General features: G+C 35.1%; 11 protein-coding genes. All 11 read right to left on the bottom strand.

What is annotated here, in order from left to right:
* Positions 1-3 precede the first annotated feature (3 nt).
* The gene (locus ACQKN4_RS03070) at positions 4-150 is read right to left on the bottom strand and encodes a hypothetical protein (RefSeq protein WP_170938950.1); all 147 of its coding nucleotides are present in this window, start codon (positions 148-150) and stop codon (positions 4-6) included.
* Between the two features lie 573 nt (positions 151-723).
* The gene (locus ACQKN4_RS03065) at positions 724-1053 is read right to left on the bottom strand and encodes a hypothetical protein (RefSeq protein ID WP_079561235.1); all 330 of its coding nucleotides are present in this window, start codon (positions 1051-1053) and stop codon (positions 724-726) included.
* 925 nt (positions 1054-1978) lie between these two features.
* Positions 1979-2164, bottom strand: coding sequence for a hypothetical protein (locus ACQKN4_RS03060; protein WP_427482231.1), 186 nt, complete (start codon positions 2162-2164; stop codon positions 1979-1981).
* Positions 2165-2670: 506 nt separating this feature from the next.
* Positions 2671-3450: a 3D domain-containing protein gene (locus tag ACQKN4_RS03055; protein ID WP_427482229.1), complete on the bottom strand. Its 780-nt coding sequence runs from the start codon at positions 3448-3450 to the stop codon at positions 2671-2673.
* A 117-nt stretch (positions 3451-3567) separates the two neighbouring features.
* Positions 3568-7605, bottom strand: coding sequence for a PHP domain-containing protein (locus ACQKN4_RS03050; protein ID WP_427482227.1), 4038 nt, complete (start codon positions 7603-7605; stop codon positions 3568-3570).
* Positions 7606-7803: 198 nt separating this feature from the next.
* Positions 7804-8079: a hypothetical protein gene (locus tag ACQKN4_RS03045; RefSeq protein WP_427482225.1), complete on the bottom strand. Its 276-nt coding sequence runs from the start codon at positions 8077-8079 to the stop codon at positions 7804-7806.
* A 33-nt stretch (positions 8080-8112) separates the two neighbouring features.
* Positions 8113-8268 (bottom strand): hypothetical protein, encoded by a 156-nt coding sequence (locus ACQKN4_RS03040; RefSeq protein WP_427482223.1) that lies wholly within the window; start codon positions 8266-8268, stop codon positions 8113-8115.
* A gap of 715 nt (positions 8269-8983) precedes the next feature.
* Positions 8984-10759 (bottom strand): DHH family phosphoesterase, encoded by a 1776-nt coding sequence (locus ACQKN4_RS03035; RefSeq protein ID WP_427482221.1) that lies wholly within the window; start codon positions 10757-10759, stop codon positions 8984-8986.
* A 252-nt stretch (positions 10760-11011) separates the two neighbouring features.
* Positions 11012-12133, bottom strand: a complete 1122-nt coding sequence (locus tag ACQKN4_RS03030) for a hypothetical protein (protein WP_427482219.1) — start codon at positions 12131-12133, stop codon at positions 11012-11014.
* Positions 12134-13798: a DnaB-like helicase C-terminal domain-containing protein gene (locus tag ACQKN4_RS03025; RefSeq protein WP_427482217.1), complete on the bottom strand. Its 1665-nt coding sequence runs from the start codon at positions 13796-13798 to the stop codon at positions 12134-12136. It abuts the gene before it with no gap.
* A gap of 12 nt (positions 13799-13810) precedes the next feature.
* Positions 13811-14542: a hypothetical protein gene (locus tag ACQKN4_RS03020; protein WP_427482215.1), complete on the bottom strand. Its 732-nt coding sequence runs from the start codon at positions 14540-14542 to the stop codon at positions 13811-13813.
* Positions 14543-14581 lie beyond the last annotated feature (39 nt).

Below are 14581 nucleotides of genomic sequence, written 5' to 3'. Positions count from 1 at the left end.
TTTTTAAAATACTAAATCATATTTTTCTAGCAAACCTATCTTCCACCAATTCACAAACGTCTCGAAAGTAACACCATGCCTATCAAGAATCTCATTCTCAACAAACATATCACCTAACCAATCCAATGTTTCGTCCGTTAGTTTAGCCATAATATTTCACCTCGGAAGAAACAGAGTATTTACCTAGTAGCCTGTCATAAAACCTCTTCCAAACTTTCTTTTGAGAGGAAGAAGCAGAATCACGCTCTAATTGTGCTAAGTGTTTGCTCCTTCTATCAAGGATTGAGTTTATCATAACTTGCTCTTGATCGTAATTTAACATACCATTATGCACCTTATATATATATTTGATTAACCTTAACTAATCTTTCACTTCGATATTTTAATATGAAGTGATGTACCTTTTATGCTTTGAAAATACGATTGCTTCCTAGATATTAAGGAGATTCTACTCTCCATTAGGAAAGCGATTGATAGTAAAGTCATAATTATTTAGTAATAACATTATTCTTCTCCTCCATCATTCATTGCTTCACCATAGCCACTCCAATTATCTATACCACAAGCTTGTTAATAATTAAGAAGCACATTTTTTTCTAGCAGATGTACATGTTCTGCTTTTATAATGTCACCATTTCAACTGATTCCATTTTAAACAACCCTCTCCATTAGTTACTTATCTATGTCAACAGCTTTAACTGTGATTCTTATTGATTTAATAACTTATTTCAGTGTTTTTCTGTGAAGGACTACATTAGCTTCTCCTAAAATTGTAGATAGCTTTTCCACAACATCTTTGTGACCATTTTCGTAAAGAACATGAACCAAAGAACTATAAGCATCTTTTAGCTTTTTTTTCTCAAAGCCTTTGTATCGGTACAGATTCACCCCATTTTGTAGTGGTGTTTTTTCAATAATATGACCTTCCTCATAAAGCTCTGATAACCTTGCTCTAAAACTAGGTGATATTTTAATCAATTCATTGTTTGTTAAACCGCTTGGTGTGTTTTGTAGTGCTTCAAGTACTTTTTGTCTAGCTGTTGTTCTAGTCATTTCTTATGCTCCTAACCAACCCTATTTGTACTCTCCCAATATTACTGATATTGCTGTTATGGTTATTAAGATAGCCCATGCTATATGAGTTGCAACAAATTTTAACAAAGCCTCAAACTCCTTATATTTCCAATACTTTAGTAGCACCTGATTGGAACATTTCAATTATCGACATAACTCATGTCAACAGCTCCCATGAAGAACAATTGATAACCTGCTACATAAAGCGCAAGTGCTACACCTTCGTACATATCTTCAATGCGTATTCTTCCTTGAGTTTACCCTTATACTTCTTTTGTTCAATTATTTCTGTCATTATCTTTCCCTTTATTCCCAGTTACCAATAGTTAAACTTGTTATGATACTCTTTTAGATAATCAACTAGACATTTATCATGCAGTTGCCTACAAATTGGAATAACAATCTCTTGTTCTCCATTGTGTAATTTATTCATAACATATTGAGGTAGATGCATCACCTTCAGCTTATGTCATCACATTATTTTTCATCCTTTTTATTAAGCGTGAAACTCTGAATCTATTACGTTTCATAGGTTTCACCTCCTCCCAAAAATAATGTCTATCACTTTTGTTTACCCCATCTTTGACTGAACTTTTCAACTTGTGACATTAATTCTGTACTTTGTCTTTCTTCTTGTGGGATAAAAGGAATAATATCAGGGTGATTTTCCAAATCAATGACCTTTGCTAATGCTTCACAATTGCATAAGAGTACTTGCGATTAGAAACCTTCTGAGATGTGCGTTGCATTTTTTTTATGGCTTCATTACACTCATTAATAAATTTGTAATTTGCTTTGATAAAGTTTTGAGCTTCTACTAAATTAATCAGTATGTCTTTTATATCTCTGCGCTTAAATCGTATTTCGCGTTTCGCCCTGTAAACAGCATTAATTTCTTTTCTATCTAGGTCAAGTTCAAGTGCATGTAATAAATCGCTTGTCGATTATTTAAGCCTTCCTCCATTTTTTTGGCTAAGAAAAAGTTTTGTTCTAAAGTTTGCATTAAACCTAAAATTTCTTGCATTGAACTTATTGGATTAAGTGATTCCCATTGTTGCATTTCGTTTTCTTCAATTGTTTCATCTACCATATCTCTCACTTCACTTATATATCATTATATTCCTTTTATATTGATTGAACGAGAATTCTCATCTGTACAAATGAGTTTACATTAACCACTATAAGTTATAAACATATTATCATGTTACTTTTATAAAGTAAATGCTTCTCCCTAATATTTTTATAGTTCAGTAGTAGCTAAGCTCAGTTTCATCATGGCGAACCCCCTTTGAATTGAGGGAACGATTACAGATGGTTCACCGTCAGCATATTGTGAATCTCGGAAATACTGTACTTCAACATTATTTATTTTAGTTGTTTCAAGCCTGGTTCGTACTTCGTCAGTGAATCCATTTACACCCAATGGATAGCCCTTATAATCCACGCTAGTCAGTTCATCAATTATTTATTAAATAAGTTTCTCTTTATTCACCATAGTGTTTCTCCTTAAACAAAAATGGGTATAGAGGAAAACCGCAACCATAACTCCATACCCAGTTTTATATTATTATATTACTTTTTAAAGTTTTGAAGAAACTATTTGCCGTTTCTTATCACTTTAACGTAAACAGTATGTCTACCTAAGTTATAAGCTGTTTGTTTGTCAGCTACAAGAATATCAACCTTGTGACCTTTGATTGCTCCACCAGTGTCCAAAGCAATTGCCCTAAATTTCTCGTTAGGTGTTGAAACCTCAACAATAGAGTACAAAGGGATAACACGGGGATCTACAGCAATCACTCGCATACCATCAACATAAATCGAACTACGAACATCATAGCCTGTTGCTGTAACACCTGAGCAACCGTTACAATATGGTGTGTAGTAGCTACCATTGAACGCTACACCATTTGTTGCTAGCGCTTGTTTTTGAGGTTGCGCATTTGTTTGTTGCTTTTGGTATGCTATTTGCTTTTGCCTCGCTATTTCTCTTCGTCGCTGTAGCATTGCTTGACGCTTGCATTCAGCTTCCTCACGTGCTTTACGCTCTGCTTCTTCTTTGGCTTTGCGTTCTGCTTCAATCTTTGCTAAACGAGCTTCTTCTGCTAATCTTGCTTTTTCATGCTCGATTCGTACTCTTTCTTCTCGTTCATATTGGAGTTTTTCGCCCTCAGCTTTGATTTCTTTTGCTGACTGTTCAGGTGATTTAAACGTTGGAACTAAAGCACTTGAAGGTAGCTCAATTTGTGTTTCTCCTTTTGTTATATTCGGTGCTTCTACTTCATAGCCTGTTACATTAAAAACTAATGAAATAAAAACTAACCCTCCTGTCACTAGAGTTGATAACATTACTTTTGATACCTTAGTGTTTTTCATTAAACTTGTCGCTAAATTCTACGAAATCTTACTTTGTCACATTTGAAACATAGACATATGTCTTGAATTTCATTTATAGAATATAACTTCCTTCCTTCCTGTAGTAAGAATATGAGCCTAGTAAGCTCTTGCTCTTTCATCTTGAAGAATTAAGTCACCATTTTTCTCAACACCTAGTATTAGGTTTACAGTGTGTTGAACTTCTTCACCTTTGACTTTGTAAGTTTTCAATACAAATTGTTCTTCTCTGCGGAAACCATTGAGCAACACTAGATTACCGCGAGTGAACCACGACTTCTCAATCACTTCTTTTTTCTCGCCTTTTTTGCGTGAAATCTGTTTATCATAGTGAGCAAAAGCTCCTGCATATGTTTTCACAGTAACTACACCATGAGGTGTTAATACAGTAATTGTATGTCTTGTTTTGTTTCTGTCAAGTACAGTACCAACAATAGTAAAGACCTTCTGCTTATGAATGTTGTTATCTTTGAAATGCGAATATCCTACTACTACAGGTTTTTCATCAAGTTCAAAGAAGTTAACAATGTTGTATTTCTCCATGTTCACATTGATTAACTCATGATCATTCTCATAATATGAGATAGAATCCATTTCCCATTTAGATACTGAGCCTTTAGCTGTTTTGTACCACTCTCTCTTAAACATGGCTTCATTATAAAGTTTGATGAACTCTTTCGTAGTTATTAGCTCTTTGAAAGGCTTTATCTTTTCATTATACTCTTTAGTGAATTGTTTCTCCGATATTTCAAGAGTAACATAATTATATCCACGAACAGAACTACCGTCAAACGTTTTCTCATAAAATTGCTTTGCAATTTCATCTAGCCCTAGAATCTTATCTTTAGAAAACCCTGTCTTACTGCATTTGTTTGATGCTTTTTCCACTCGAACAACACTCTTTGAGATATACTCTTTAAAGTTGAATAGCTCTTTATAGATATGCAAATCAGGATTATCTAACAATCCTAAATCAATGATAGACTTCATGTTCTGCATATTCAGGCTCTCTTTTATGCCGATTTCTTTTAATAAGAAATCTCTCATAATATATCTTGGTTGACCAAACTCGTTAAATGCACCTGCTTTAATGAGCTGGATAACGTGCTTTTTCTGTATTCGCTTCTCAACATACATACGCTCATAGAAGTCTTCAAACGAAGCGAAAGGGCGATTAGCAAGAATTGTATGAGCTACTTCATCTCCAATTCCTACAATACCTTTAATCGAGAAGATAATACGGTCATTTGCAATATCAGGTACAAAGCCGAACTCAGCTCGATTGATGAGTGGTTGTGATATATTAATACCACGACCTTTCATCTTTCCTATGGCTTCTGCTACTTTGCCATAGTTGGTTGACTTCTGTTTCGCGTCTTCTTCTACCTCCAAAGAGCCCGAGTTAACCGTTAGGCATGCTGTTTGCCAATACAGGGGATTGTAATTGTATGATAGATTCGCTTCAACCATAGCTATAAGAGTATACGCTAAAGTGTGAGGAATCGAGAAAGCGTAACCTAACATTCGTGAAATCTGTAACCATAAATAATCTATTACTTCATCACGGGTTCCTCGTTCTCTCCCCCATAAGAATAGCTTTTGTTTTACTTCTTCCTGTACATCTGCCTTTTTCTTGGCTATACCTTTACGAAGGTAGTTAGCTTCTTTAACGGTGAATCCTGCTATGTTTTCATCCATAGCCATAAGCATTACAGCTTCTTGTGTATCAGCTACACCGTTTAAAGCTTTTAGGTACTTCTCAAAAATAGCGACTTCTTTTTTAGTTAAACCATGTTGGCGCATTTCTTCATACCAAAGGTTAATATCATTCTTGTATCGAATGAATGTATCAATTGGTTGTTCTTCACCCTCTGACATAAGTCGCATGATAGAGTTCAATGATACAAGCTCAATAAGGCTTCTAGGTTGAGCTTTCTTGATAACAGCCTGGCCTAATTGTGTTGAAAACTGGAATAAGTCAACAATCTTATCTTCACCAATCATCTTAAATAACTCAGGGTTACTCTTGTCAATGATTTCAGGATGGAAGTATTTATGGAATGTTTTTCGAAGTGTCCCTTGCCACTCAATCTCACCATATTTTAATAGAAGTTCCATACACTCTTGAATCTTATCGTTACCCTCAATTGTAAGAATATCGAACTTGATAGCTCCACATGCCTGACTATCATTTAAGTTAAACTGTGTGATAGGTGTTCCATTCGGTGCTTTCATCATTGCATTCATCTTGGTGTATTCTTCATTAAGAACAAGTACACCGCCTGCATGGATTGAGCGCTTGTTGATTAATCCCTCAATCTTTAAAGCTGTTTCACGTAGTCTTGGATACATGTCGATTTCATCAATAAGTTGTTTGATAGGTTTCCTACCTTTTTCTTCATTTCCATAAAGACAATCTTTCAGTGGCCACATATCGCCACGTTCTACAGGAATAAGTGAAGCAATATATAAACCTACATCTCTATCAATACTTAAACCACGACAGGCTGTTTGAACCGCAGATTTTGCTTTCTCAGTACCGAAAGTACATACTTGGATAACTTGTTTCTTACCAAAGAAATCTCTCATTCGGTCAAAGAGGAAGCCTTTTTTAGTTGAAGTTACATCAATATCAATATCCAACGCGGAAATATCAGGCTTAGACTTGTGTAAGTGTCGCCAATGGGGAACTTCAATACCATAAAGCATTGGGTTTACTTGAGTAACATCAGTTAAATAGTTGATTAAAAAAGCTACAGCAGAACCTCGCCCTGCACCCACAATTGAACCTTCTTCTCGTGAAGCTTCACCGCAATCATCACCCCAAATTAGCTCAATGATTTTAGCGACTGTAACATAATAACTAGCCATTGATTGATTTAGGATAATCGACATTTCCCAAAGTTCTTCTAGCTCTATGTTTATTCGAGCCATTACTTCATGAAATGCTTCTTTTGACATTTCACGATAAGGAATTTTCTCTTTGAAGCCCTTCTCGATTAAATGAAGCAAGTATCTATCTTGTTCATTATCAGAGTGTGCCATTTTTTCAATGTAGCCATATTTCTTATAGCCACCTTTAAATAGGTGAGCCACCTCAAACTCAGGTAACTTAGCTACAGGAATGATAGTGTCACCCTCAATTGTGTAGTCACAAATCATTTTTCCTATAGCCATTGTATTTTTCAAAGCTTCTTTGACAACACCTTTATCTAAATAGCTCATTTTCGCATAAATCTCACTAGCCTTGTGCAAGTAAGTATGAGCATAGAATGAATCAGTCTCACGTTCATCTTGTTTTGAGTTTAGGTATGCTCCATGAATAGGCATGTCCTCAGGTCGTAGATAGTGAGCGTCATTGGTGATAATTAGCTTTAAACCATATTTTCGTGCTAACTTGATAAGCACTTTGTTTACTGTTGATTGCTCATAATCAGCACTTGGTTGTAGTTCAAGATAAAAGTTATCTTTACCATGTAGCTCAATGTTCCACTCAATAAAATACATTAATTTTTTTATATTATATTGTTTCTTTTGTACATCCCCTTCTAAACGAGCCTTATCAGCTTCTAGGATATAGTAAGAGCTTTCAGAGCCTAAGCAAGCAGTTGTAGCAATCAGTGTATTAGGGAACTGCTTTACAATCGCTTCAAGGTCTTTTTTGACTGTTGGTACTCGCTCCATAGTACCTGTGTAAAATGAGTTCTCCCATGCTTTTGAGGATAAAATACGGAGAGCTTCATGACCTTCTTTGTTCTTAGCTAAAAGGAGATAGTGAGGGAATTTAGTTACACCTGATTGATAATTATCTCTAACTTCTTCTAAGCTATTTACAAGGTATATCTCATTGCCTAGAATCAATTTAAAGTCTTTCCCTATCTTACCCTTTTCCTTTAGCTCACGAACCGTCTGAATGGCTTTTACGTGTGCTGAAAGGGCTTCGTGGTCAGTGATAGCTAAACCTTTAAGACCAATATCCCACGCTGTCTGTATCAGCTCCTTAACAGAGTTGATACTATCTAATAATCGTATATTACTAACGTCTGTATGTGCGTGAAGCTCGATACGACAAGTACATTCACCTTCGCATGTGCATATCCAAACGTCTCCTTTGTGTAGTTCACAAGTTTTGCACATATCATCTTCTCCAATCAATAAAAATATCCTTAGGAATTAACCTATTGCTAATCCATATATTATTATATCATTTTTGATATTCTTCTGTTTAGCTTCTTTTGTCTTTTGTTTTTGCACACGCTCAAGCTTTCTTCGCACACTCCCGAAAGTCACTCCGACCTCTTTTGATATTTCAGTGATGTTTTTTTGATTGAAGTACTACATGTCCCAAACAGTTTTTTCTAACTTTTTCGACCATTTTCTTCTGGCATAGGCAACACCATTTACCATGACCTCTTGCAACCAAACAGGCTCAGGCAATATTTCATTTCGCTCAAATTTATTAGGGTCTAAACTTACTTTTTCTCTATGTTTTTCGAGCCAATCCCAAAACTTATCTTGTTCAACACCAAAACTATAGTCATTGTATGAAGTTCCATGTTTCTTAAACTTTTTAGCAGGTAGTCCGTAGTTCGCAAGCTCTTTTGTTGTCATTAATCTTTGAGCAAGTTTAGGGTCTTGACTTGCTCAAAGTTTAGTTGCGGAACATTTAATAGCCTCAACACTCCTACCTAAATATTTCGACATTTCTTCAATGTCTTTTACACCATAATTGGTTTCAATATAATTTAAATGAGAATCAGTCCAATGCTTATTCTCATTTTTATGTATTTTATTTGTCATTTCCATCTCCCCTTTGCCGCTAATTCACTCATTAATAAAGCAATTTGTTTTCTAACAGGCATTTCATCACTATTCATTTCTTTTGCATTTACACTATACTACTGACTCACAGAAAATTTTTTTTCGTAATAAATTCAATTTATTTTTTTGACCAAACATTTTGTAAGTCGTATTTACTCTTGTTTTTCATTCTTATTTTTCCTCTTTAAATAAACATAGTTCCAATAATCAACATCATATATAATATTGTTATTTTTGTAAATAAAAAAAGAGTAGTTTTTCCTACTCTTTTTAAAGATTTCAAACAAGCAACAATAATAGTCTACACTATCTGAGAACTAATCAAGTATGTCATCTTTCTCTTTCTTCTTTGCGTGTTTTGCTTTCTTCTTTTTCTTCCAAAATCTCATTTGATTACTCACCTATTGGGACTTTAAAATTGATAAAGCCTATTAGATCATCAGCTTACCAACCCATCACGAAAGACTCGTTTTCAATCTATGAGCCCTAAGCTAAAAGCATCAAGAAACAAGGTCGCCAACATTGTAAACTAAATAGCCCTGTCTTCACCTACAAGGCAATAGCTTTCATTATTATTAAAAAATTCATTGTGTTTTTTAATAATTGCTACTCTCCTTTTCATCTAGATTTTCCTCTACTAAATATTAATAAAATCGCCATCATCACAATAATAAAACATTCAATTTTGTTATTTTTACCAATTAAATAAATCATCTACTTTGACTTCTTCAATTGGTGTTAATTCTGTTTTTTCACCTATTGCTATATCTTCAATTATGAACTGTGGTGTGCTTTTTCCCAAGAAATAGTTCACACTTAAGCTTCCAACGATTGTTAGGTTAACGATATGACCGTCTTCCATCAGGTCAAGTAAGCGTCTATCGCATGTGAATTGTAAAAATTTGATATTGTTGTGATACCACTCAATCATGTTTGAGCTTGAAGACTTTTTAATCCTGTTAGTGTCTACTTCAATATCAATTGCAAACAATGGCTTCCTTGCTCCCTTGCCCCACAGGTACTCATATTCAAAAATTTTATTAACTAGCTCAGTAGTTAATTGACCATCTTCTAAATAGAAATCAACATCAATCTTCTGATGACCTGTTAGATTCTGTTCCTCTAAAGCGCTATTAATGGCACCATTCAAACTGAATAATGAATCTCTTGAAATCTTGAATCCGCAAGCATTTTGGTGTCCACCTAGATAATCAAACAAATTCAATCCCTCTAGAAAGTCCTTAGTGTTCTTCATAGTGCCATCATAACCACGTAGAGAGCCTGAGAAGCGCTCTATCTTGCTATCCCACACTAACATTAGAACAGGCTTTCTATACTCTCCTGCTAACGCTCCAGCAAGGTAGCCACTTAAGTCTCGGTCAAATGATTCCTCTAGCTCAATCAAAAGAAACGCATTTTCGTGAAGATTCTTTTCTACAATCTGCTCCCTGATTTTGACAACCCATTTTTCACGCATTGTCTTCTGACGCTTATGAGCGTTGACACATTGTCGAGTTACCTTTTGTGGAAGTGTCTCACTTTTCTTAGAGCGAGGATTCACTGTAGCTTGCTCAAACCCTCTAAAAGCATTGAATAAGTCAATCTTTTCCTCCGGTTTCCCTACTCGGATAATACCGTTCATTTTAGGGATAACACCGAAAGCCAAGGTGTGGGGATATACACGCTTAAAGTCACCAATCTGTTTTAAGATGATTTCCTTTAAGAACCCATTGCGTATATCTTTTAGTCCTTCATACACTAAGTAGCGTGTCTCAGGACTTGTTAAGTCCATGCTGTCAGCGATATTGCCAAGCGCTACAAGGTCTAAATACTCCTCCGCTTCCATGTAGCCATATTCATCGTCAAGCGCCTGTAAAAACTTGTATACGATCCCTACACCTGATAAGGCCTTGTTAGGATAGTTATCTGATAGTTGGTTGTTGACTACCAGAGCAAACTCTGATTCACCATTCTCAGCTTCGTGGTGGTCAAGGATTAGGATAGGTATTTCATGTTTTTCACTAATGAGATACTGTTGTCTATAATCGCTTGTTCCTGCGTCAGCTACGATTAATAAGTCAAGAGCTGTTTCCTTATTCAACTCTACAATCTCTTTCACTTTATCCTCTGTAATACCATGTTGTTTACCTTCATGGAATAAGAAGATAAGTTCAATATGAGGGAATAGATTCTCGATATATGAAGCGAGAATAGCTGAACTTGTGTTTCCATCAATATCACTATCAATAATTAATGCAACTCTTATCTTTCTCACTTCTACTCTCCCTCTGTTCTCAATCTCTTTGAACAGCGCTACAGCTTCCTTTATGTTGTGTAAGTTTGAGTAGTGAATTTCATCACTTGCTTTTGGTTCTAAGAACCGCTCTTTGTCTGTAATGCCACGATTCCCTAGAATCACTTCCAGGAAATCATCCGTGACAATATTGGATGTGCTAATTAACCTGTACAACGAATTCACTCTCCGATAATATCATTATATTACTTTTAAATAATCTTTGCCGTTTCTTATTTTCCTAAATTTAAAGTTTTATGCACCTAGAAATAACATTGCAAATTCAATATTTTCGGTATTTTCCTTTGCTTCTTTTCTTTTTCAGGTGTTAAGCCAAAATTGATTTTTGTATCTTCATCTAAGTAAGCAATCTACATCGCAATTTCTACTGATACTTCTAATATTTTAATTGCTCTTCCATTGCGTTATTCATTGCTTTGTGTTAATAGTTCTTCTCATTTTGAATAACTCAACAAAAACCCCTCTACCTTTATCAGAAGGTGAGTCCTTTATATCTAGCAGATTCCACCTGTCCCATATCATACTTACCTTAGCGTAGCTACTAAACATTGAGCAAAGTCGCTCTAGTTTTTCTTCATATATGTTAGCCTCTTTTGTGTTGAGAACTGTGAACTCTTTATCTAGCGCAATAATAACTTCCTGTACGCCTAAGTTAATTAGCATTTCCACCTGTTGTTTACTAATATTACTACCACATAGAGCTACACTAAAGTTCTGATTAGGAAAGTAGGTTTCAAACTGCATTACTGACTTCTCAGATTCAAAAATAACTACTTTTCGAATCTTTTTAATGAAGTTTTTGTTTTGATACAATCCATAAAGGTTTTGGAAAGTTGGGTAAGAATACTGTACATTCTGTATCTTTAGTGGAATGTATTTATATCCATTATCAATGTCCTCGAAGTTTAATGACCTAGATTTAAGTCCAATCAACTCACCTGTGTCATGTCTTCTGTGAGGAATGACAATTCTATTTGATTTCTCATAGTACATAATCTCATATTTTTTCATTGTTTCCTCACTGATATTGTCATATAAGAACAATGGGTGAGGCTTTCTAGAAAACAATTTCAAAGTGTATTCTCTATGCACTTTCATTTCAATATTGACAGGCTTCTTAACTATTAAGCTATCAAGCCAATCTAATTCTTCTCGTCTACTAACATAGGAATACCCAAAACCCTCTGGTCTAGTTGTATAATCATTTGTCTTTCCAAGAGTTCTTAGAATCCAATTAATAGCACCTATCAGATTAATTTCCACGCCTTTTAAAGCATAGCTTTTAATCACTAGGTCAAATACATCAAAATTACTACCGCAATCTGTATAACAACGAAAAATCATATCATCTATGTAGTAGTATAACTTCATCTTTCCATCTGAAATGTTATGACAAATGGTGTTAGTTATAATGTGACCTTTTTCTAGGTGTGATTCAATGTGTTGAACCCCTAACTCTGTCAGAATTGTCTTAATATCTTCAATTGTTAGCTCACTTTTCAACTTATCTTTGTCATACATTTCAATCACCTAGCCCCCAAATAAATCTCCAATGCTACCTTCATCTTGATAGCTATTAGCTTCTTTTATGATAGCCATGATTTCTTCTTTATCTTCTGCATAGATGTTGAAAACAACTGTTTCTTCATTTTCATCAACTTCTAGGAACTGTTCAACCATAGTTGGTGTAATATCAGAGATAACTTCACCTTTATAGTTAGTTACAAATAAGTCGGTCATTCGTAGAGTACCTAAATTGAAATGTACCCAAATGCGAATTAACTTCCACTTGTTACCACGATTTTTATAGATGTTGATTGTGTGAGTAGGTTGCAAATGGAAACCTAAGTTAGCGGTCTTTTTAATTTCATCAAACAACGCCTCATCTTGAGTTGTAAGAGGAATTTGAATTGCCCCTAAGTCCAGTTTGTTGACTATAGATTTAGAGCCTTCTAATGCCGATTGGTCTAATGCACCTTGTTTCCATGTGTCATTAAGCTGAGTAGATGTACCAATCCAAACATTGTAGCGATTACAGATGTTCTTTAAACGTATTGACATGATACGCAATACTTGGTGCTCTTGAAGGTTACGTGCGCCTTGTTTTGCTAGGCTATCAAACATCTTTAATGTTGAATGCATATAGTCAAAACCAATATATTGTACACCATTTTTGTTTACATGTTTCTCGATTTCATGTTCAATATCATCATCATCAAAGTCAAATAATTCTTCGAACCATACAGGTGTTTGTTCTAAAACTTTAAAAGCGTGTTTTAAACGCTTAATTTCATCGTCCGTTAGGTCATTGTTATGAACCTTCTCTTCTTCAACATCAGCAATGAAACATACCGCAGGAATCTTAATTTCTTCTTCCTCTAACTCCGTTGAGATAAATAATCCACGCCCTTTGTTGTTGGTTTTAACCCACTTACCATCAGTATAAATATCAGTTACACACATATTTAAGATGTGGGCTAATAGCGAACGAGTTTTACCCGAGCCTGAGTTACCTGAAATACAGTAAAGCTTTCGCAATCGTGCGCCACGAGAAGCTGTGTTAAGATAGCCACTTGTTAAGTTAGCGCCATAACTTAGAGCTAGTGTTTTCTTGAAGAAAATATCTCGAATGTTCTCAGATAAGTGACTACCGACACCTTCTTTTTCAATCAAAAATTCAGACTTAATATCAATGATTTTGCTGTCAATGTGTTTCACTATGTCAACTATAGTCAATTTATTGAAGCGTTCTGACTGTTCTTCTTCATCTTTAAGCTCAAAAACATCAACATCATAAATGTCTGAAATATCAATACCAACCTCAGTATAGTGTCTAAGCAATGAAAACTTTTTAACTCTGTTATAGTGATAATCGAAGTTATCAGGCTCATTTAGTTCCATCACTCTGTCAACATATTCATCACCGCCATTGTCCTTATATATTCGGTGTTGGTTAGTAAATCCTTTTAGTAAATAGGCGTTAATCTCAAACTTACCAATCTTTGAGACACCTTCATGATAAAGCTCATTTATTGTTGTGAATAAAATCTTATGAAATCTCTCAGGGAAATCATTCGGTGTTAGCTTATATCCACTAGATAAACTCAACACTTCATCAGGTTCATTCAGAAGTCTAGCGAATATTGGAATATAAGCAAATTTATCTTGTAGAGCTAAGAGTGTTTTATTACTCATTTCCCATTCTCCTTACATGCTGCTTAAATCATAGCGACTTACTCTATTTGCCTTAACAGGGGCAACAGCTTTGATTTTCACTGTCTTGTTGTTTATAGTAACGTTGTTAGCTGAGTTTCCTGCTTTTCTTAGTTTTTGGTGATAGCTTTTGGCTTTCTCGAAATAGAAAGGTATAAGACCTAATCCTACACCCTCCTTAGTAGGAACTTTTTCAACATCAAACATATACTTTAAGGTCACTAGCATTGCTTTGTATGAGTAACCTCGTTTATTGTGATAATCAGTTATTTGCTTTAACATAAAGCCGGTTGGAAACTCAACATTGTATTTCAATGCAATGTAATCAAGTAGTTCCTCTCGGTTTTTCTTTTGTCTTTGTATGCTCTTATAGCAAGCTTTGTGATAAGTTGCTGTGTCAGTATCAAGAGCGTCTACGTCAAGGGGATTGACCTTCTCTTTACACTTAGGACAGGTTCTCACCCTAACCTTCACTTCAACCTTCTCACTAGATTGATGATATTGCTCTAAGCAACTTTGATGGACTGTTAAGCTACCACGCTTCACAATATCCTTTTCGCTTTCGAACTCTCCATTACAGAAACTACATGTCTTCTTTTCCTTATCTCCCTTTTCTGATTCACAGTCAACATGGAAATAACCACTACTCTTTTTAATAAAACTAGATACATCATTCTTATTGATTTCTTCTTTACAAATTTTGCACTTTGGTAATGCTCTTGCCACAACTTACCACCCTTTACAAGCGACAATAGAGAGCGCTAT

The sequence above is a fragment of the Lysinibacillus sp. NPDC093692 genome, from assembly GCF_050280125.1.
Classification (GTDB): domain Bacteria; phylum Bacillota; class Bacilli; order Bacillales_A; family Planococcaceae; genus Lysinibacillus.
Note: the sequence above shows the minus strand (reverse complement) of the source record. Positions and strands in the feature narration are given on the sequence as shown.

Excerpts from the sequence above, each read along its gene's own strand:
- ACQKN4_RS03070 (WP_170938950.1), bottom strand. The coding sequence starts at position 150 with ATGGCTAAACTAACGGACGAAACATTGGATTGGTTAGGTGATATGTTT.
- ACQKN4_RS03045 (WP_427482225.1), bottom strand. The coding sequence starts at position 8,079 with ATGACAACAAAAGAGCTTGCGAACTACGGACTACCTGCTAAAAAGTTT.
- ACQKN4_RS03025 (WP_427482217.1), bottom strand. The coding sequence starts at position 13,798 with ATGAGTAATAAAACACTCTTAGCTCTACAAGATAAATTTGCTTATATT.
- ACQKN4_RS03050 (WP_427482227.1), bottom strand. The coding sequence starts at position 7,605 with ATGTGCAAAACTTGTGAACTACACAAAGGAGACGTTTGGATATGCACA.
- ACQKN4_RS03040 (WP_427482223.1), bottom strand. The coding sequence starts at position 8,268 with ATGACAAATAAAATACATAAAAATGAGAATAAGCATTGGACTGATTCT.
- ACQKN4_RS03060 (WP_427482231.1), bottom strand. The coding sequence starts at position 2,164 with ATGGTAGATGAAACAATTGAAGAAAACGAAATGCAACAATGGGAATCA.
- ACQKN4_RS03055 (WP_427482229.1), bottom strand. The coding sequence starts at position 3,450 with ATGAAAAACACTAAGGTATCAAAAGTAATGTTATCAACTCTAGTGACA.
- ACQKN4_RS03065 (WP_079561235.1), bottom strand. The coding sequence starts at position 1,053 with ATGACTAGAACAACAGCTAGACAAAAAGTACTTGAAGCACTACAAAAC.